We start from the raw sequence: 21,540 nt of genomic DNA, 5'->3' as shown, positions 1-21,540 counted from the left end.
CTTCTATACTTAACGTCGTTATTCTAATTATATTTTTTAAACCAGCTGCTTACTTTCAATTGGATGACCCCCAAAAAAGCTTCTCTAAAGATCTTGGTGCTCATCTTGGATGTACCTTCTGTCCTATCGGTGAAGATAATGGGCACTTCCTCCACCTTAAAACCATACTGCAATGCCGTAAATTTCATCTCGATCTGAAAGGCATAGCCCACAAATTTGATTTGATCCAAGGGGATTTTTTCGAGTACACGACGTCTAAAACAAACAAAACCTGCGGTAGCATCTTGTATAGCTATCCCGGTAATAAAACGGACATATACTGAAGCAAAGTATGACATCAATACCCGGCTCATAGGCCAATTTACTACATTTACGCCTTTCACATAGCGTGATCCTATTGTCATATCTGCCCCGTCCATACACGCTTGCCTCAACTTCAACAGGTCCTCCGGATTGTGGCTGAAATCGGCATCCATCTCAAAAATATAAGCATACCCCTTATTTAGGGCCCATTTGAATCCATGTATATAGGCGGTGCCGAGTCCCAATTTTCCTTTCCGCTCCTCAATTGATAGCCTTTCGCCAAATTCATCTTGCAACCCTTTTACAATATCGGCAGTCCCATCCGGCGATCCGTCATCCACAATCAAGATGTCAAATGCTACGGCTAGCGAAAAGACCTTTCGGATGATCTTTTCGATATTTTCCTTTTCGTTGTAAGTCGGAATGATGACTAAGCTATCTGTATTTTGCATAAAATAAATTGATGTAAACTTAGATAAATTTGCCTTCATATGCAATTTATTTATGTAGCATATAGAAGTTGATTATCGCTTTTTTAGAGGTTATTGACGCTATTTTAGCCGCTTGAATAATTCGAATTCCATAAGGTCTAACCCATGCCATTTGAGGACCAAAAACAAAATGCGGGTCTGTATACATCCAGACCCGCATTCTATTGCAGCCTATCGTAGAAAACCATTACTTCACACCATTCATCAATTTCTTTACTAGTGGCGAGATTACGATTAAGAGCACACCAGCTGCTAGTGCATATAGTCCCAGCTGCTTATATCCATCCGTGTAAGCCAGCAATTTATCCATCAAAGAAGCATTTTCATCTGGTGCTGTCATCCCAGCACCCAAAAGACCCGCCAAATACTGTCCGTAGGCACTTGCCAAAAACCAAAGACCCATCATCATCCCACCAAGATGTTTTGGAGACAATTTGGTCACCATAGACAGTCCTATCGGAGATAGGCACAATTCCCCTACTGTCACTGCTAGATAAGCAAGCGTAAATACACCCAAAGAAGTCTTGCCATCAGCATCAGCAAAAAAACGTGTGGCAAAGAAGATATAGTAAGCCAAGCCTAACAGCAAAAAACCCAATCCAAATTTAACGACGGTATTAGGTTCGATTTTCTTTTTGGCCATAGCCAACCAAAGTAGACCTAATAAAGGGCTGAATATAATCACGAACAACGAATTGGCGCCATTGTTCACGATATTGGGATCAATACTAAAAAACAGGAGGTCGCGATGAAGGTTGCTGTTTGCAAATAGGGCCAACGATCCACCGGCTTGTTCAAATATAGCAAAGAATAATATGGAAAACAGGATTAAGATCAGAGCCGCTATAAGCTGCTGACGCGCTTTACGCTCTTTCTCTGCAAAAGTATAATAAAGAAAGTACAGCAACGCCAGCGGGCCAATGATATACATGAACATGTCCGTATATCCGGTATTGTGGATCATGATAAAGATCAAAGGTATACAGGCCAAAGCGCCCACGTAGACCATTATCTCTTGGGCAGTTTTTTTTGCTTTGGGTAAGTGTAGGATTGGGCTCTCACCAATGGGTCCCAAAAATTTCTTCGTCATCAAAAAGATAAATAACCCGATGACCATCACCACGGCCGCAGCCAGAAAAGCCAAATTCCAAGAGTGCTCTTTACCCAACCAGACACATAGCGCACCTCCCGCAAGCGCACCTACGTTGATTCCTGAGTAGAAAACACCAAATCCAGCATCTCTACGCGGGTCACCATCCTTATACAGCTCTCCCACCATCGAAGAGATATTGGGCTTAAAAAATCCGGTACCGATAATCGTCAGGGTGATTCCGAAGTAGAAAAAATCATGGGGATTGACGGCTATCAGTCCATTACCCGCTATCATCATGATGGCACCAAACGTCAGCGAACGTTTAAAACCAAGTATGCGGTCTGCAAAAATTCCACCTACAAACGTAAAAGCATACACGAATGCCTGGATAGCCCCGTATTTTAAATTTGCCTCTTTATCCGATAAAAAAAGCTGGTCGACCATGAAGATGGCCAATACGCCCCGCATGCCGTAGAAGCAAAATCGCTCCCACATCTCTACCAAAAATAAATACCAAAGCTGCTTCGGATATTTTCCGTCAAAATTCTGGATTTCGGCTAAAGTCTGTTCTCTATGTTCCATTCTACCTGCTATTGTGATAAGAACCGCTCAAAGGGTCCATTTTTATTTTGAATACCTATGTTACTATAAAAAAAGCTTCCCTCATTTTGGGAGGGAAGCTTCAAGCTTTTCTATTTTACACCGTGCATCAAGCGTTTGATGACGGGGTTTAGGAGCATCACAAGAAGACCCGCTCCTGCTGGGATTGCTGTAAACAAAAAGAAAAAATGGCTCAACGAGTATTCCTCTTTAATGATTTCGACCTGCCCTCCTAATATAGCAGCAAGCTTCTGTGCAATCGCAATCGCCAAATACCACACGCCAAACATAAAGGCCAGCATACGGGCAGGCACCAGCTTGGAGACATATGATAGTCCTACTGGTGAAATAAACAACTCCCCAAGAGTATGGAAAAGATAAGTCAGGACCAGAAAAATCATGGAAATCTTCACGTGCTCACTGATGCCAATAGATCCCAGTCCTAATATTAAGAATCCAATTGCCACTAGTATAAGACCAAATCCATATTTAAACGCTGCTGATGGATTGTATTTGGACTCCCATATCTTGGATACCGACGAAGCCAATGCAATAATGAAAAATGAATTGAGCGTTGAAAACCAGGATACTTTAATTTCAGACGTCTTCGCTGTAAATTCATTCGTCAGCATCCAAATCGCCGCTCCCCATATCAATATAAAGCAGACCAATAAAATCATGTTTGAGAATGCGATTTTCTTCCACGTCGCCTTCGCCAACAGAATGAGCACCCAAGATATAATAATTAAAGGTACGATGGTGAAGAGTGCATTGACAATATTGAAAATCAATAAACTATTTCCAGAAAGCTGCCTATCGATATGATCACGTGCGACCAATACCAATGAAGTGGCACCTTGCTCAAAACTCATAAAGAAGAAAATCAAGAAAAAGGCCAACAAAATCACGGCAAACATGCGATCACGCACCACATTTCCATAACGCATGATACGGGATACGATCAGGTAGATGAATATAATAAGGGCTATAAATATCATTAAGAATTGCCCCCTGAGGTGCTCTGTGTCCAAAAATTTAAAGATATCAATGACACCGTTTTTTGACAAAGGATCATTGAACGCATACATAAAACCAATTACCGTGATAATACCGATCAGCACCATGTCAAATGTCGTATATGGATTCCGTTCTTCTTCCTCTTTATGTGCTATGGTGACTTTCTTAGCTTCCGCCTTAGCTGCTTTATCAAGCACCCCAAGATTGCCCATTAAAGGTTTTGCTGCCCAAAACTGTATAGTACCCAATAACATGAAGATACCCGCAAGCCCAAATCCCCAGTGCCAACCAACTTCCTCGGCTAGATATCCGCACAGCATCATACCAAAGAATGCACCTGCATTGACCCCCATATAAAAGATAGTATATGCACCATCCTTCTTTTCAGGAAGGTGTTTGTACATTTCGCCAAGTATAGAAGGCATATTCGGCTTAAAGAAGCCTGTACCGATAATCAAACAGCCTAATCCGGTAAAAAACATGAATGAAGAGTCGAAGGCCATAGCTGCGTGCCCTAAAGTCATAATAGCTGCTCCAATGATGACTGCCCACCTCGAGCCAATATAACGGTCAGCAATTATTCCGCCCAATATTGGCGTCAGGTAGACCAACATCGCATACGTACCGTAAAGTGCCCCAGCTTGCTCAGCTGTCCATCCCCATCCAGAGAAAGGACTACCAAAAATAACTGCCGAGGTCAAGAATTGAATGAGAAGTACACGCATTCCGTAATAGGAAAACCGCTCCCACATCTCCGTAAAAAAAAGCACTAATAGTCCGGATGGATGTCCCAGCACTGTCGATTGATCGATTCCATCATTCTCAAGCGCGCCTGATACAGCACGATTTTGATCGTTCATATATATGTAGTTTGATTTTTTGTGGCCATATGGAATATCCAACCCGAGCGCAAGCGGATCATGAAATCATGACCATCATTGGTGTTTGCGGAGTTAGTGCTATATGGATATTTCATATATCTAAATTGTTAATGCGGTCTTCCCGTCATTATACGTGTAAAAAGAGCTGGTTTAAACGAAGTTCAACCGCCTTACAAAAGTGATTATGGGTGTTTTATATACACCTAGTCAACCCATGCCTTTTGCCCAAATTTTGGTCTTTAAAACATCCACAAAGGTATAAATTTATCTTATTGCGAAAGGATTTAGAAACAAAAAAAGCACCCCTAGAGGTGCTTTTGTGTGTAAATATCTTGTGGTTAACGAATTCCATGCATCATCTTCTTTAATATTGGATTAAAGATAATGAGCAACAATGCAGTGGCCACCGGAATGATGGTGAATATCATGAAGAAATAGGACATAGAATGTGTTTCCGTAATCTTATCGATATACGCCCCCATAAATCCACCTAGGAAATTCGCAATAGCAGATGCGCAAAACCAAAAGCCGAATAGCAAACCCAAAAATTTCTTAGGGGACAGCTTACTTACATACGATAATCCTACCGGTGATAAACATAGTTCGCCGGTAGTATGGAAAAAATACGCCAACACCAGCCATATCATGCTCACGGATGCCGTTTTGGCACCTTGAGGTATAGAAAGGCTTCCATACGAAAGGGCTGCGAAACCAATTCCGACCAAAATGAGCCCCAAGGCAAATTTTACAGGTCCAGATGGATTCCATACCTTCTCCCATAATTTACTAAATCCAGAAGCTAAGGTTACAATAAAGAACGAATTTAATATCTGGAACCAAGATACCGTCACTTCTGTACCGAAAGAGGTAAACTCACGGTGCACTTTCCAGATACCCAATACCCAAATAATAGCAAAAGAAACAGCTGTAAAAAGAATAGTCAACGGGTATTTAACGTATATCTTGGAAGCTAAACGTGCCAAGACCAATGTGACGATCAAGATTGGAAATATCGTCAATGCCGCGTCTACCCATTTAAATGCAGATGCCATTCCTCCATCCAGCACACGCTGGGTGTAGTCTTTTGCAAAAATGGTCATGGATCCACCTGCCTGTTCAAATGCAAAGAAAAATACAATACTTGCCAGCATCAGTACAGCAACTACGATCAGTCGGTCACGTATCACATTGGAAGGAAGTATCTCATCTTGCTCTTCATTTGCGGCAACTTTACGGTCGTGATCGGCTTTGATTACTTTTGGGTTTTCACCTATAAGGCCAAATATCTTCTCTCCAAAATAAAATTGGAGCATACCGAAGAACATAAATACTCCCGCCAATCCAAATCCATAGTGCCACCCTACCTTTTCACCAATATATCCACAGAGCAACATGCCCAAAAATGCACCTGCATTAATTCCCATATAGAAAATAGTATACGCTGCATCTTTCTTTGAGCTCGTATCGGGATAGAGTTTACCAACCATGGACGAGATATTGGGTTTGAACATCCCATTACCAAGAATCATTAGGATAAGGCCTAGGTAGAAGAAATTGGATGAAAATCCTTCCAAGGCCATAGACGCATGCCCTAAGGTCATGATTAATGCGCCAATCAGGATGGCTCTTTTATATCCGGTCAACTTATCAGCAATGATTCCGCCAAGCAAGGGGGTCAAATATACAAGTCCTGTGTATACGCCGTAAAGCTTCATCGCTTCCTCGTTGCTCCAGCCCCAGCCGCCTTTGGCTATCTCGCTTACCAAAAACACAGTCAAGAGTGCCCGCATACCATAGTAGCTAAACCGCTCCCACATCTCTGTAAAAAACAATACAAACAATCCTGCGGGATGCCCCATTACCATTTTGTCGTCTACACCTTGCTTGGATAAGTGCGAGACCAATACTTCATCTCTCTCTTCAGTCATATATGATATTTAATAGATTTAACATGGTTCAATATTTTCCTTAAACCGGAATCATTCAATAGTTGTTTTAACAAACAATGCTACAAAGAAAACAAACTTTTTGAATTGATTAAGGATTATAAAAGAAATATTTTTATTTCAAGGACACTAAAAGCCACTTCTCTTTTCCGCCTTTTTACGTGCAGGGTCCAAATACTCGGCTTCACGTCCGTTTACAGGATTCACATAGTCGATATTTGATTTGAAAAATAACTTCCCTGGAGCTACCTCATAAGCGTCGTAGCTCAAGTCAGGTCCATAATATTGATACTTGCCGACCAGACTTTTATCTGCTGGGACTAAATGGTCAAATACGATACGCTTGTGGTTGGCTTCATATTGCAACAGCATAGTGGCTTCCCGGGTGTAGTTGAATATCTTGCGTACCACCTTGGGTTCATTAGAAAAATAGGCTAAGCCGAAAGTGGCCTCCTTACCTTTCAGGGTCAGTACGTCGATTACCTTCTGGCTAAAGAGCCGGTTGTGTCCTTTCCACCCCAGGAGTATATAGTGGTTGCCATTGGGGATGATAGCATAATATTGAGCACCATACCAATTTTGACCCGAGACAATATCGGTTTGCGGATTTTTGATCTCAAATGTTTTGTCTAGCAAAGGGATCAGATTCAATTCTCCATTAGGCGTTTGCAATTGAATGCTTCCGTAGTACAAGTACGAGCCATCATTGAGTGGTACATTCCAAGAGAATATCCTAAATTTTTGATCCGGAGAATTGAGGATCGAAATCATTTTTAGTCGTTCAAAGGGATAGTCAAACGACTTATTTTCTTTCAATGCAGAGACTAGCGTCTTCACAAATCTGAAGTTGGCGTCTATCCGTTCGGGTTCTGCTTGGTTTTGAAAGACCTGTTGACCGATATTAAGCAACGAATCCTCCCAAACTTTCATACTCGCCATGGTCATTTGTCCATATCCTGGCAGCATGATCGATAGCAGACATCCCAAACAGATAGACCTACACCAAATCTTCATATTATCTATATTAAGGACTTAATAGCTAGCGCTTATTGAAATTTTTGCAATAATTTTTTAGTCAATGTAATTCCTTCGATTTCGCTGTGTTTGTCCCCCTCATATTCGATACCCACAAAACCTTTGAATTTTGCATCTTTAACAATCTTCATCATGCGTGCGTAGTCTATCTGAGTCTCATTACCTTGCTCATCAAAGCTGTGGCTTTTTGCACTCACACCATGTGCATAAGGCATCAAATCGGTGACACCTTGATAGCGATCGTACTCGTAGAAGTTACCCAAGTCAGGTAGACTGCCGCAGTTTTTCTTACCCACTTGCTTCAATAGATCGGCTAGCCAATCACCATGGGAAGAGATACCACCATGATTCTCTACAATAACAGCTATTTTTGATTTCTTTCCATAATCTGCCAATGTACTCAAGCTTTCCACAACACGTCCCTTTACCTCTTCAGGTGTACCTTTTCCAGCAGCATTTACACGGATAGCGTGACAACCTAAAAATGCAGCAGCGTCCACCCATTGGTAATGATTTTCGACAGCTTGTTTACGTTTCGTTGCGTCTTCATCCCCGAGATTACCTTCTCCATCTACCATGATCAAGACATTACGCACACCGTTATCTTTTGCTCTTTGCTTTAGATCCTTCAAATAAGTCATGTCCTTAGCTTTGTCTTTGAAGAATTGATTGACATACTCTACGGCACGGATATCAAATTTAGTTGCTGCAAACTCAGGAAAGTCTATATTCTTAAGATCTCCTTTGAAAAGAGTGCGGTGCAAAGACCATTCAGCCAATGAAATTTCAAACCATGGCTTCTTGGCTGCAAACACATCCAAACTAGGAGTTAGTGCAAGGCCAGCTGTTGCCAGGCCTAAGTTTTTGAGAAAATCTCTTCTAGAATTCATAATTGTCTAAATAAAATGCTTATTATATAAAAATACTGTAATTTATTCAAAAACAAAGGCTCGATTATCAATAATATTAACCTAATCAGCCTTTTGTTGACCTATATGTTAGCCCAGCCCGAGGTCAATACATCAACCAAGTGTAACGTCCTTATTGGCAGTTGATGTTTATCGATATAGGCTTTCAATTGCAAGAGGCACGAAGCATCTGTGGATATGATGTAATCGGCCTTTACGTCTAATGCATGCTGCACCTTTTGCTCAGCCATGGCCGACGAGATGCCTTCGAATTTGACGGCAAAGGTGCCTCCAAACCCACAACAGGTTTCTTGATCTTTCATTTCAACCAATTCCAGTCCCCCCACATTTGCCAATAACTGCCTCGGTTGATCCTTGATTTTACATTCACGCAATGCCGAGCATGAATCATGATAGACTGCTGTACCCACCAATTCGGCGCCAAAGTAATCTCTTTTGACTACTTCCACCAAAAAATCACTTAATTCATACATATTGCGTTGTATCCCACGACAGCGATTATGCTCTACCGAATTTGTAAACAAATCATTATACCCATTCTTGATCATTCCCACACAAGATGCCGACGGCGCCACAATATAATGCTCTTCCGAAAAATCATTTAAAAATTTTTCCCCTACGACCTTTGCTTCATCCCAAAACCCTGCATTGTAAGCAGGCTGCCCACAGCAAGTCTGCTCTGGATTGTATATCACCTCACAACCCACTCTTTCCAATATTTTGATGGTATTGAAAGCTGTTTCAGGATACATCTGATCTATAAAACAAGGTACAAACAGCTCTACTTTCATATGTATATTATCTCTCTTTTAACGGTCTCCTCCACCGGTTGGTGGCTCTAAACTATACTATTCGCGTTTATGTAACCTCCGCTACATGGATATTTAAACGCTATATCTTTCAAAAAAACTAAATTAAGCTTTGTTGAACTTTAATACCCTAAAAAGCAGTAAAAATCCAATTACAAAAAATAAAGATAGGAATAATGCCGAATATCTAATATTATGGGTAATCTGTTCAATCAGTGCAAAAGAGAATAGCCCCACCACGATTGCCAATTTCTCAGTGACATCATAGAAGCTGAAAAAGGCTGTGGTATCTTCGATATCTTGGGGTAAGAGTTTCGAATAGGTGGATCGAGAAAGAGACTGTATACCACCCATCACCACCCCTACCAACACGGCTATAATGTAAAATTGAATTTCACTCTGCAGGTAATAAGCGCCAATACAAATAGCAATCCAAACCAACACCACAAACATCAGAATCAGGATATTACCGACCTTCTTCGCCAGTGCAGACATGATATAAGCACCTGCTATTGCCACCAATTGGATCAGCAGAATCGTACCAATTAACTTAGGCGCGCCCAAGTGCAGTACCTTCTCTCCAAAGGCAGCGGCTACGATCATGACCGTTTGCACCCCTATCGCATAAAAGAAATAAGCAGGCAAGAATCTTTTGATGCCTTGTATTTCTTTGATTCGATGCCATACTTTTTCAAATTCTTCCCTAACTTTGGTCAACATCGGCTGTCCCTTCTCTACCGCTACAGCCTGGTTACCAGGCAGTGCTCGGAATGGAATTTGCGCGAATGATACCCACCACAGCCCCACTAAGAAGAAAGAAAGCCGAGCTGGAAACGATAAGTCCGTAATGCCAAACCATTCCGGTTTCAGTACAAATACAAAACATATAATTTGAAGCAACACGCAGCCTACATACCCATAGGCAAAGCCTTGTGCACTCACGCTGTCCTGTTGATCTACCGTGGCTATTACTGGAAGATAAGAGTTGTTGAAAGCCACCCCGCCTATATACCCCATTGCTGCAAGCGCAAAGAAAATAATGCTCATTTCCAGTGTTTCCAACTTGAAAAAATACAAACCCATGCAGGCCGCACCACCAATATATGTAAACAATTTCATCAACATCTTTTTACGTCCTGTGGCGTCCGCATACGAAGTGATGAAAGGCAAGGATAGCGCCATAAAAAGGTACGCAAATGCCAACGCAAAATTAGAAAGAGCCGTATTGACCACTTCTATCCCGAAGAACGTCACGGTATCCCCATGGGCTTCAGTATGAGTGATAGTGGTGTAGTATACCGGAAAGATGGTGGACGTGATGACCAAGTTGTAAGCCGAGTTTGCCCAGTCATACATAGACCAAGCTCTTATCAATTTTTTGTTGTTTTTCTCAACAGTTGCCATAAAGCTTTTTTAAACGTTCGAATATACAAGGATTATCCAAATAATGGTCTTACCCTACTTAATAATTCTGTCGTATATGGGTGATAATAGCGACCATTTCCTTACGTATGGTACGAGGTGCCGTTACAAAATTGTTATTCAAGAAGGAGAATATCAGACGACGTCCGTTGCGCGTGAGGATATATCCGCTTTGACAATAGGCCGAGTTTAGCGTACCCGTCTTGGCCCACACAAATGGCTGGCCTTGATCTAGTTGATAGGCTGATTTGATTGTGCCATCCACTCCTCCTGCCGGGAAGAGGCGATGGAGCACAGCCTCATCCGCGACCTTTGATTGCAGTAAGGCTAAGAGTTCGACTACGCTTCGAGGTGTGACGAGGTTATAGATAGATAGCCCACTCCCATCTTGGAGATCTATTTTATCCGTAAAGTGAGTATAGTACTCCTGTTGCATATCACTTCTAATCCTTCGGGTATCAAACTCACCATATTTAACAAACGAGCACATCATCTGAAACTGCTCGGCCATAAAGTTATCACTTGGCAACATCATCTCCCTGAGCATCTCATTTCGGCTATTCGAATATAAGATATGAGTATCCGAAGGTTTTTCATAGTCAATCATCTTGACTTCTTTCTTAAGCGTATCCACTAAGAGCTGTAAAAATAGACTATCAGAATATTTAAATGGCTTTTCGTTGACATACCCTCTTTTCACATTTATTGACGACATCTCGAATACGTTTGTGTCAAATTTTCGAGACAGCGCGAAATTTGCCCTATTGCTGCTTTGCTCACGTACATGGATCAGCTCTTGAAATAAAGCAGGCACCACCGATAGCGACCCGCTCTGCGGAGCACGAAAAGTAGCTACATTCCCATATATCGGGAAGCTACTCAATTCGGGTTGATAATATTCATCATAGTCTTCCATCGCCCAACCGTTCCTGTAGAAAGGCTCTTTTGGCTGGGTAGGTACATAGTATAGGTGCTTGCCCGATCGTTTTAAAAAATCATATACCTTGTGGCTATCCAATCTATTGTGTAGGAATGTCGGATCACCAGTCCCCCAAAAGATAAGCGAATCGCCGCGTTCTACATACTGTAGGCCTGGAATGGAATCCGATAATATATGGAGTGCGGCCAATACAGTAAAGATTTTGGTATTGGATGCCGGCATCAGGTGCTTTTCTTCGTTGATTCCAAAGATAAATCGTCCACTATCGGCATCATAAAGTGAGAACCCATAAAAGTGGTGTTTTAAATCCTCAGCATGCTCAAATTTAGCACGTAAATCAACATCTATCTGTGCTTTTAGGGTCGGTATAAAAAGAATTATCAGTGTTAGAAAAGATAGGGTACGCTTTTTCATTGCAATAAACATACAAAAATTTAATGAAACCTCCCTCGCTTACTTGCTGGGCAACTCTCCTATTATAACGGGCACCAGCAAGCATTGCGCGGCTAGTTGCCACAAAAAAGGGTCGCCATAGTATAGCGACCCTTGATCATTTTGTTTAATTATATTGTCTACAAATCATTCTGCTTCAATGTACCACCGCTCTTATCGATTTCATCCTGCGGGATTGGGAAGTATTCGTTTGTAGGTTTAAACACCAGTCCTTTATAAGATGGCAGCAAGCTACCTTCAAATGTCGAGTAGCTTTCGATTACTTGCTTAGCTACCCCCCAACGTACCAAATCAAAGAAACGGTGACCTTCCATCGCCAATTCCAGCCGTCTTTCAAATCTCACCGCTTTACGAGCATATTCTTGGTCTGGAAACACAGGGTACGGTTTCACTTCATAATCTGCTGCTGGCACTCCTGCCCCAGTGAGTTTTGGAGGAAGCTTGGCGGCACGTTCCCGGATAGAATTGACCAAGGCCAAGGCTTCCGGAAGCTGATTAAGCTCGACATGACACTCAGCAGCCATTAATATCACGTCCGCCAGACGGATTATGTTGACGTCAAGTGCCGTCAGGTAGGTGTCGGCTGTGGCATAACTGGCAAAGAGCTCCTGCGGGATCATGGTCTTAATGCCCACGAATGGACCCGCATATGCCTGGTCGCGCACCCAACCTTTTCCTGGCATCACCCCGTAGTCGAGATAGCGCACCCCTCTTCTTCCCACAGTATAGTCTAGGCGAGGATCGAAACGAAGATTTACGTTCAACGTATAGCTGTCTTCGCTTCCTAAATCCGATTTATACGGATCAGTCCGATATTCATTGTTTAGCATAGGTAGCCCTGCGTTATCTACCTTATAAGCATTGACCAGATCTATCGTAGGCTGGAAAAACCCACAGCAGCCGACAGGGTTGTTGCCATTCAGTCCACTCAGCATGTCGCCGACATTGGCATTGTCTCCACTCCGGTCTGGGTTGATAGCATGTTTAGAAGCCAATACCACCTCCGGTCCGTCCTCGGTCAGCACGTCAAAGTTATTTTGAAAGGGCATGACCTTGATATCTTTGCCCGCAATCACCTCCTTCAACAGCACTAACGCCTCCGGATACTTCTTTTGATACAAGTATACTTTGCCCAGATAAGCTTTAGCGATGTTTTGGTCCATCCGTCCTTTCTCCCCGTTGATTTTAGCGATTGGCAGGTTGTCTTTCGCAAAAATAAGGTCGTCTATAATCTTGGGTAGCACATCCGTATTATTGGGTATTGTCTTGGCATCTTCTGTACTTGTATTTTCATCCACATAAGGGATGTTTTTGAATACCCGCCAAAGATAGAAATAGTAGTGCGCACGCAACATCCTTGCTTCCCCGGCAATCTGCTTTGCACGATCGGCACCTACGGTCTTTTCACCTTGTTGATCGACTGCGAGGAGTTTCAAGACGTTGTTGGCTCGCAGTACACCTTCATAGTACACCTGCCACATCGTGCTTAGGTTGTCATTTACCCCATTAGCGGAGTATGTCTCCAGTGCATTCATATTCGGCTGATCTGTCGGTTCGGATCCCTTATGGGCATTGTCTGAGGTCATCTCCCCAAATATCCACTGGCTGGGAGCTGATGAGTAGTTGCCCCATGTGCCGTTTACATTCCCGTTCATAATACCGTAGGCTCCCAATAGTACCTGTTCGATCCCGTCGCTCATGGACACTTCTCCCTCCGTCAATTCGCCTTGTGCGTTCTTTTCCAAAAAGTCTTTCCCACAGGAAGATACCATCAGGATGGATACGCTTAATATAGTCGTTAATATCGTTCTCTTGTTCATCTTCTTTGTTGTTAAATTTCCAATCATTACTACAGTTTAAAACCCAAGACTCAGTCCAAGCATATACTGGCGGGACTGCGGATATACCCCGAAGTCAACACCTAGCGCCGGATAGTCTGAAGGAGTAGCTGATATTTCTGGATCTAGCCCCTCATAGTTGGTGATAGTAAATAGATTCGTCACGCCAAAATATACCCGTAATTTTCGAACACCACTTGTCGACCGAAAGATTTTTTCGGTAGGAAGCGTATAGCCAATCTGTAGGTTTTTCAACTTCAAGAAGCTCGCATCTTGGATGTAGTAACTGGAAGAAGCGTACTCAAAGTTCGAAGCGTCTGATTTTCCTTGTGACGGAATCATGCTGCCGGGATTATCCTCACTCCATGCATCCAATACCCGCACACTCTTCTGTCCCTTGAATACCCCGAAATCCGTGAAGTATCGGGTGGCCTCATAGTTTTGGTTACCTTTTGAACCATAGAAAAACAGCATCAGGTCAAAGTTTTTATAGGTGGCATTGATATTCAAAGAATAGATAAAGTCAGGATGTGGGCTACCGATCACGGTCCGATCGTCACCATCGATTTTACCATCATTGTTGATATCAGCATACTTGAGCCCGCCTGCTCGTGCATCTTTGTATGCAGGTGAGTTCGCTACGTCGTCAGCACTTTGGTAAATACCGATGACTTTATAGCCATAGAATGCTGCAAATGGCTCTCCAGCTTTTAAGATAGAGGTTTCCATACTCCGGAATGCACCAAAGTTGTCCTGTGTAATAGATGGCGACAAGGAGACAATTTTATTGATGTTGCGTGATATATTGGCCGCTAGATCCAATGTAAATGGTTTTTCTTGACGGTGCCCATAATGGTAACCAAGCGAGAATTCAATCCCCTTATTCTGCATCTCCCCGACATTTACATATGGCGAATTGGCCCGCCCTCCTGCAATAGCTGGAAGTGGCAAACGGTACAGCATATCTGTAGTGCGCTTGTCATACCAATCAAATGAGCCATCGATGTCCCCTTGGAGGATAGAGAAGTCCACACCTAGATTGAGGGCCGATACCTGCTCCCATTTGATATTTGGATTGTCGTAGTCACTCAACCACATACCGGTCACTACTGTGCCGTTGATTGGATAAGATGACGAATTCACGGCCGACTTGAATCTTCTTCTATACTGATCGGATGGGATGCGTTGGTTACCCGTCACACCATAGCCCGCTCTCAGCTTCAGATCGCTGACCCAAGTATTTTCTTTTAAGAAATCCTCTTCTGATACCCGCCAAGCAGCACTTACTCCTGGAAATACGCCGTATTTATTAGCTGGACCAAAATTGGAAGAGCCATCCCTACGTACAGTCGCGCTCAACAGATACCTGTCCTTGAACGCATAGTCTACTTTTCCGAACAAGGAGAACATAGAGCCTACCGTACCTTCACTTCCACTGGATTGGCCATTGGCAGCGTCCAAGTAGAGATAGTCTAAGCTGCTCATGGTGAATAAGTCCCGTCCGCTGCCGCTCAATTGCCGATACCTATTTTGTATAGCTTCGGTACCTGCTAAGACATTCAGGCTGTGCTCACCAAATACTTTTTTGTAATTAAGTGTATTGGTCCAGGTCCATTCCGTCGTAAAGCCGAAGTTTTCACTCATCGAGTTGCTCAAATTTCCTTCAGTAAACTCTGGATTGGGATAACGATACGATATACCGTTGTAGTTTTCGTACTTCAAGCCGAAGTTAGTCCGCAAGGTAAGTCCATCTATAAGGTCATACTCCGAAAAGGCATTTCCAAAGAAAAAGTTGTTCTTATTCACGTTGTCCTTTGCCCGATAGGCAATAGCTACTGGATTTTCGCCATTCCCAAATTCCCCTCCGAGCGATCCTGCGAAGTTGCCCATCTCATCATACACAGGTATGGCATTGTGAATCCGATACGCAAATCCCAATACACTGCCCTCGCCAATATAGTCACCGGCGGTGTTGGTATTTACCCCGATACCATGCCCCTGCGTAAAGCTATACTGCATATTCTCCCCAAACCGAAGCTTATTATTGAAAGCTGAGAAAGAGGTGTTAGCCCTTATATTGAACCGTTCAAATCCCGTATGGATGATAGTCCCTTTCTGTCCTAAATATCCGGCTGACATGGCATATTTTGCATCATCCGTGCCACCCGCCGCACTTAGCTGGTAAGATTGTGTGGGTGCATTTTGAGATAATTCCCTGAACCAATCTGTGCCTTCTTTATTCGTCTTCGTTATTTGATAGAAATCCGTTTTATTCTTTACGTTATATTTGTACTTGGATAGGTCTACATCCGCAGGCGTAATGTCATGCCCCACTTTACCTCCCGCTACCATATAGTCTGGTAATGTGTTGTTTGTGCCATTAACGCGATTTTCTATATCTAAAACCTGTTGCGGGGTCAGCATTTTTGGAAATCTACCCCTATTCGGGACCTGCACACCGTAGTAAGCATCCAAATTAATTTGCGCTTTACCACTTTTACCGCTTTTGGTAGTAATAATGACGACCCCATTATTCGCACGCGCTCCATATATAGAAGCTGCCGACGCATCTTTCAGCACCTGCATGGACTCAATGTCATTTTGATTCAGCCAGCTCAATTTACCTTCAAAAGGCACCCCGTCAATAACATAAAGCGGTTCATTGTTGTTGATTGTACTATAGCCCCGAATCTTAATCTGTGGAGTTGACCCCGGCGCGCCATCTGCAACGATTTGCACCCCTGTAGCACGTCCTTGTAAGGCCTCAACTGCACTTGCTGTCGGCTGGCTCTTCAGCTGATTGACGTCTACCACTGACACCGAACCGGTTAAATCCTTTTTGCGCTGTGCGCCATACCCTGTCACCACCACCTCTTCCAAAGAACCTGCCTCATTCAAGAGCTCAACGACGAGATTGCTGGTGGGCCCTGTGACCGTGTGACTGGTTTTTCCGTATCCGATATAGCTGAACTCGAGCATATCGTTTGCCGCAGTCTTGATCTCAAACTCTCCATTCCCCCCCGTGCTGGTCGCAGTGCTCTTCCCAACAACCTTGACCGTCACCCCGGATAAAGGGGATTTGGTCGTCGCATCCAGCACTGTTCCCTTGATAGTGATTTCCTGTACACCAATCATATTCGCTTTTGGCGTTCGGAACGAGAGATTTTCAACGTGAATTGATTCAGCAAAAATTGGATTCGCGGCAAGAACGGTGAGACTCGCCATCCAAAAGGTCTTTTTTAAGGAGAGGTGAATAGAAGGCCTACCCCTTCCATTAAAGTGTTTTGACTGTGTCATAATTAATGTTTAGTTGTTTATTGTTTGTTAGTTGGTTTTAAGCCGGTTGGTTTTTTGTGGCGCGCGCGGTTACATCATAGGCATGTCTTTTTTTTAATTAATGGATGATAGATTAACCCATGGTGAATGGATTAACGATTTATAACTTGGTTACCTAAATATAATCAATAAGAATTTGCTTTTGCAAGCAAAGTGTACGAGGTACATCATTAAATGTAACAAGATCTTGACAATCAGTAACTTTGTTTTCGAAAAGCATTTAGGAAAATGCTCCTTTGTAAAGAAATGGAGACAATTAAAGTAAACATACTTCTTTCAATAACGCCACCTCTTCATAATGAGCTGCTTAGTCAAATAGATTTTTTTGGATAGATGAAATGCTGTCGCAAAAAAAAAGGTCCCCTTGGAACGTCCAAGGGAACCTTATAGGTGGCAAATCGCAGGCGCGAGGTGCGCAATAGTTATACTAGATTACTATATTGATGATTTTTCCTTTTACGAAAATCAGCTTTTTCACAGCCTTGCCATCCAACACTTTTTGGACATCTTCATTAGCCAGTACGATTTCCTCCACAGCTTTGGCGTCAAGGTCTAGTGCAAGTGGCAAATTCATTTTCATCTTTCCATTCACGGATACGGGATAGGCAAATTCAGATTCAACCAAATACTCAGGATTGAACGTCGGATAAGCTGCATAGGAGATTGTCCCTGCTTCATTTCCCAGTAACGACCACAATTCTTCCGTAATGTGAGGAGCATAAGGCTGCAATACCACTAAGAGTTGCTCCAATATCGCTCTTTTGTTCGTCTTGAGATCTGTCAATTCATTTACACAAATCATGAATGCCGATACCGAAGTGTTGAATGAGAATCTATCGATGTCTTCTTCCACTTTTTTAATGATTTTATGTAAGGCTTTGAATTCGGCCTTAGTTGGTTCATCGGGAGATACGGCAAAGTTGCCCGCTCCGTCATGGAATAGACGCCACACTTTTCTTAAGAATTTGTACACGCCTTCTATACCGTTTGTATTCCAAGGTTTGGCTTGTTCCAATGGACCCAAAAACATCTCGTACATACGTAGGGTATCCGCACCATAGGTATCGATGATATCATCTGGATTGACGACATTAAACTTGGACTTCGACATCTTCTCGACTTCCGATCCACAGATGTACTTACCATTTTCGAGGATAAATTCAGCGTCTGCATAGTCAGGCCTAGAAGCCTTGAATTTGTCCAAGTGCAGCACATCATTCACGACAATATTGACATCTACATGTAGTGCGTTGGTCGTATATTGGCCTTTAAGTCCGTAAGAGACAAACTGGTTCGTACCTCTTCCATCAGCATCTAGTACACGATATACAAAGTTGGATCGGCCCTGGATCATCCCTTGGTTGATCAACTTCTTGAATGGCTCCTCCTCCTGATGATATCCCAGATCCTTCAAGAATTTATTCCAAAAGCGTGAGTACAGCAAGTGACCGGTAGCATGCTCAGAACCACCGATATATAAATCAACAGACTTCCAGTAATCGATGGCTTCTGGCGAGGCAAAAGCCCCTTGGTTCTTGGGATCCATATATCGGAACCAGTACCAACTTGACCCAGCCCAACCAGGCATTGTGCTGAGTTCATATTCATAGCGATCTTCGTATTTCCAACCTTCGGCACGTCCTAGCGGTGGTTCCCCACTTTCCGTCGGCAGGTACTTATCTACCTCAGGCAAGAGCAACGGCAGTTCCTCCTCTTTTATCAAATAGGGCAGTCCATTCTTAAAGTATACCGGTACCGGCTCACCCCAATAGCGTTGACGTCCAAATATCGCATCCCGCATCCTGAAATTGATTTTAGCTTTCCCCAGATTCAATTCTTCCAACTTCGCAATCAATGCAGGCACAGCTTCTTCATAAGTCATACCGTTTATAAATCCTGAGTTGATGTATTTACCATTTTTATTGGCATCAGCTTCATCTTCGATCTGTTGCGAATCTGATATAGGCACAATCGGTAAGCCGAAGTGCTTCGCAAATACATAGTCGCGCTGGTCTCCAGAGGGTACAGCCATCACAGCACCTGTACCATAGCTGGCCAATACATAGTCTGCAATCCAGATTTGGACTTCTTCTCCAGTAATAGGATGTTTAGCATAGCTACCCGTAAATGCACCAGATACGGTTTTGGTATCGGCCATTCGATCAAGCTCTGATTTCTTACTTGTCTTATCTATATAAGACTGTATATCTGACAGTTGACCTTCGGTAGTTAAAGCAGATACGAGCTCATGTTCTGGCGCCAATACCACAAACGATACACCAAAGATGGTATCCACACGTGTCGTGAACACCTCTATATTTGTATTCAACTGCGGCACAGGAAATTTGACCGATGCTCCGACAGATTTACCTATCCAGTTGCGTTGCATCTCGACCAGAGGTTCGGGCCAATCAACATCTTGTAGCCCACGTAGTAGGCGATCGGCGTAGGCGGTAATACGCATAGACCATTGCATCATTTTCTTTTGTTCGACAGGGTAACCTCCACGTTCAGAAAGACCATTGATAACCTCGTCATTCGCCAATACAGTGCCCAAAGCTGCACACCAATTAACGGTACTCTCCCGCAGGTAGGCAATACGGTATTTCAACAATTCCCGTTGTTGGGCCTCCTCATCGAATGACAGCCACTCAGCAGCAGTAAAGGTAGATACATCTTCATCAGATACGGCCTTAATACCAGCTGAACCTGTGCTTTCGAATTTGGCGACCAAGGTCTGGATGGATTCCGCTTTATCCGATTCGTTGTTGTACCACGAATTGAACAATTGCATGAATATCCATTGCGTCCATTTATAATACTCGGGCTCAGATGTCCGAATTTCACGGCTCCAATCATACGAAAATCCGATATTATCCATCTGTTCCCTATACCGATTGATATTGGCTTCGGTGGTAATCGCCGGATGTTGCCCGGTCTGTATAGCATATTGCTCAGCAGGCAGGCCAAAAGAGTCATATCCCATTGGATGCAAGACGTTGAAACCTTTTGAGCGCTTGTACCGCGAAAAGATATCGGATGCGATATAGCCCAGTGGATGCCCTACATGTAGTCCAGCCCCAGACGGGTACGGAAACATATCCAACACATAATACTTAGGCTTATCATGTGAATCTGATGATTTAAACGTGTGATGTGCCGCCCAAAATTTCTGCCACTTCTTCTCTAATGATTTATGATTATACTCCATTTGACTAAATAAGGAATTATTAAGAACTGCGAAATTACAATTTTACTCCTATATATAAAAACCATTCTGTCGCACATCCTACAGCTTTATCATTGGAGGCGCCATCTACGTCCTTCAAGACCACCAGACACATCGGAAGACTATTTTTGGTAAAATGATTTGCACTTTAAACAATAATTGGAGATATTAGAAGTTAAAGAATAAAGTGACCCATCTCCTTCCAAGATGCATTCAGGATAGATTATTGGTCATCTCCATACGAATGATAGTTACACACTTAGTAAGTAATTGCAATATTTGTTCATAAAATCAGCGCAATTCCTTACTTTCGCAAACAAATAATTAAAATCTGCTTATGTCAGGATACGAATTAAGCACCACCAAGAAAAAAACAAAATCTGTATACGTCTCAACGGTAATCAGCATTGCATTGGTACTGCTCATGACTGGTTTATTGGGATTGATCCTTGTACACGCCCGCAACCTTTCCAAATATGTAAAGGAGAATATTGTCCTCAACATCATCGTCAATGATGATACGACAGAGGGGGATGTATTGGCGATGCAAAAAGATGTGGAAAAAGACCCTTACGTGCTACGCACAGAATACATCAGTAAAGAACTTGCTGCCAAAAATCTAAGAGAGGACCTGGGAGAAGACTTTGTTGAGTTCCTAGGGCACAATCCGTTGCTACCTTCTATTGATGTATACCTGAAAGAACAATATGCCAATACCGATAGCATACAGACATTCATCAAAAAAGTATCCAACAGCAGCAAGGTCAAGGAAGTCGTTTATCAAGAGTCATTGATCGATATGGTCAATAAGAATATCCGCGTCATCAGTATCGTTGTTTTGGCGTTCACCGTCATCCTTTTGGTAATAGCGGTTGCGTTGATCAACAATACCATTCGACTAGCGATATACTCCCAGCGTTTCTTGATCAAGAGCATGCAGCTCATCGGTGCAACCAAAAATTTTATCCGCAAGCCCTACATCCTGTATGGTATTGTCCACGGTTTATTGGGCGCGTTGATTGCCATTTTACTGTTACTCTTCACCCTACAATTTTCGCAAAGGCAAATTCCTGAATTGGTCTTTCTAAGAAATTGGTACGAGTTTGGCGCCATCTTTTTGGGGGTCATCATTCTTGGCGTCCTGATTGCTGGGTTGAGTACCTATTTTGCAGTCACCAAATACCTTAAGGCAAAATCACATAGTTTATATCGTTAATT

General features: G+C 42.8%; 13 protein-coding genes. 1 reads left to right on the top strand and 12 read right to left on the bottom strand.

The genetic code is table 11. From position 1 onward, the window contains the following. Window positions 1-23: 23 nt before the first annotated feature. The 12 genes from OQ289_RS11255 to leuS all read right to left on the bottom strand — a co-directional run bounded on the left by OQ289_RS11255 (window position 24) and on the right by leuS (window position 20,304). Complete coding sequence (locus OQ289_RS11255; protein ID WP_270090873.1) at window positions 24-755, bottom strand: polyprenol monophosphomannose synthase; 732 nt, start codon at window positions 753-755, stop codon at window positions 24-26. Between the two features lie 226 nt (window positions 756-981). Then, window positions 982-2,469, bottom strand: a complete 1,488-nt coding sequence (locus OQ289_RS11250) for a peptide MFS transporter (protein WP_270086962.1) — start codon at window positions 2,467-2,469, stop codon at window positions 982-984. Between the two features lie 110 nt (window positions 2,470-2,579). After that, on the bottom strand, window positions 2,580-4,364 hold the full coding sequence (locus tag OQ289_RS11245) for a peptide MFS transporter (protein WP_270086961.1): 1,785 nt from the start codon (window positions 4,362-4,364) through the stop codon (window positions 2,580-2,582). A gap of 359 nt (window positions 4,365-4,723) precedes the next feature. Beyond that, the gene (locus OQ289_RS11240) at window positions 4,724-6,313 is read right to left on the bottom strand and encodes a peptide MFS transporter (protein ID WP_270086960.1); all 1,590 of its coding nucleotides are present in this window, start codon (window positions 6,311-6,313) and stop codon (window positions 4,724-4,726) included. 147 nt (window positions 6,314-6,460) lie between these two features. Then, window positions 6,461-7,345 (bottom strand): hypothetical protein, encoded by an 885-nt coding sequence (locus tag OQ289_RS11235; RefSeq protein WP_270090847.1) that lies wholly within the window; start codon window positions 7,343-7,345, stop codon window positions 6,461-6,463. Window positions 7,346-7,377: 32 nt separating this feature from the next. Next, entirely contained in the window at window positions 7,378-8,256 is an 879-nt protein-coding gene (locus OQ289_RS11230) for a TIM barrel protein (RefSeq protein ID WP_270090846.1), read from the bottom strand. 101 nt (window positions 8,257-8,357) lie between these two features. Then, window positions 8,358-9,086, bottom strand: coding sequence for a (Fe-S)-binding protein (locus OQ289_RS11225; RefSeq protein ID WP_270090845.1), 729 nt, complete (start codon window positions 9,084-9,086; stop codon window positions 8,358-8,360). 123 nt (window positions 9,087-9,209) lie between these two features. After that, the gene (locus OQ289_RS11220) at window positions 9,210-10,508 is read right to left on the bottom strand and encodes an MFS transporter (RefSeq protein WP_270090844.1); all 1,299 of its coding nucleotides are present in this window, start codon (window positions 10,506-10,508) and stop codon (window positions 9,210-9,212) included. A 58-nt stretch (window positions 10,509-10,566) separates the two neighbouring features. Beyond that, window positions 10,567-11,892, bottom strand: a complete 1,326-nt coding sequence (locus OQ289_RS11215; RefSeq protein ID WP_270090843.1) for a D-alanyl-D-alanine carboxypeptidase — start codon at window positions 11,890-11,892, stop codon at window positions 10,567-10,569. Between the two features lie 146 nt (window positions 11,893-12,038). Next, window positions 12,039-13,739, bottom strand: a complete 1,701-nt coding sequence (locus OQ289_RS11210) for a RagB/SusD family nutrient uptake outer membrane protein (RefSeq protein WP_270090842.1) — start codon at window positions 13,737-13,739, stop codon at window positions 12,039-12,041. Between the two features lie 36 nt (window positions 13,740-13,775). Then, window positions 13,776-17,054, bottom strand: a complete 3,279-nt coding sequence (locus tag OQ289_RS11205; protein ID WP_270090841.1) for a SusC/RagA family TonB-linked outer membrane protein — start codon at window positions 17,052-17,054, stop codon at window positions 13,776-13,778. A gap of 466 nt (window positions 17,055-17,520) precedes the next feature. Further along, the gene (gene leuS, locus OQ289_RS11200; RefSeq protein WP_270090840.1) at window positions 17,521-20,304 is read right to left on the bottom strand and encodes a leucine--tRNA ligase; all 2,784 of its coding nucleotides are present in this window, start codon (window positions 20,302-20,304) and stop codon (window positions 17,521-17,523) included. A 355-nt stretch (window positions 20,305-20,659) separates the two neighbouring features. Between leuS and OQ289_RS11195 the strand changes: the two genes are divergently transcribed. Then, on the top strand, window positions 20,660-21,538 hold the full coding sequence (locus OQ289_RS11195; protein ID WP_270090839.1) for a cell division protein FtsX: 879 nt from the start codon (window positions 20,660-20,662) through the stop codon (window positions 21,536-21,538). Window positions 21,539-21,540: the final 2 nt, after the last annotated feature.

This window comes from Sphingobacterium sp. SYP-B4668 (genome assembly GCF_027627455.1).
Taxonomy (GTDB): domain Bacteria; phylum Bacteroidota; class Bacteroidia; order Sphingobacteriales; family Sphingobacteriaceae; genus Sphingobacterium.
Note: the sequence above shows the minus strand (reverse complement) of the source record. Positions and strands in the feature narration are given on the sequence as shown.

Coding starts and splice junctions, on each gene's coding strand:
- OQ289_RS11255 (WP_270090873.1), bottom strand. CDS start 755: ATGCAAAATACAGATAGCTTAGTCATCATTCCGACTTACAACGAAAAG.
- OQ289_RS11250 (WP_270086962.1), bottom strand. CDS start 2,469: ATGGAACATAGAGAACAGACTTTAGCCGAAATCCAGAATTTTGACGGA.
- OQ289_RS11245 (WP_270086961.1), bottom strand. CDS start 4,364: ATGAACGATCAAAATCGTGCTGTATCAGGCGCGCTTGAGAATGATGGA.
- OQ289_RS11240 (WP_270086960.1), bottom strand. CDS start 6,313: ATGACTGAAGAGAGAGATGAAGTATTGGTCTCGCACTTATCCAAGCAA.
- OQ289_RS11235 (WP_270090847.1), bottom strand. CDS start 7,345: ATGAAGATTTGGTGTAGGTCTATCTGTTTGGGATGTCTGCTATCGATC.
- OQ289_RS11230 (WP_270090846.1), bottom strand. CDS start 8,256: ATGAATTCTAGAAGAGATTTTCTCAAAAACTTAGGCCTGGCAACAGCT.
- OQ289_RS11225 (WP_270090845.1), bottom strand. CDS start 9,086: ATGAAAGTAGAGCTGTTTGTACCTTGTTTTATAGATCAGATGTATCCT.
- OQ289_RS11220 (WP_270090844.1), bottom strand. CDS start 10,508: ATGGCAACTGTTGAGAAAAACAACAAAAAATTGATAAGAGCTTGGTCT.
- OQ289_RS11215 (WP_270090843.1), bottom strand. CDS start 11,892: ATGTTTATTGCAATGAAAAAGCGTACCCTATCTTTTCTAACACTGATA.
- OQ289_RS11210 (WP_270090842.1), bottom strand. CDS start 13,739: ATGAACAAGAGAACGATATTAACGACTATATTAAGCGTATCCATCCTG.
- OQ289_RS11205 (WP_270090841.1), bottom strand. CDS start 17,054: ATGACACAGTCAAAACACTTTAATGGAAGGGGTAGGCCTTCTATTCAC.
- leuS (WP_270090840.1), bottom strand. CDS start 20,304: ATGGAGTATAATCATAAATCATTAGAGAAGAAGTGGCAGAAATTTTGG.
- OQ289_RS11195 (WP_270090839.1), top strand. CDS start 20,660: ATGTCAGGATACGAATTAAGCACCACCAAGAAAAAAACAAAATCTGTA.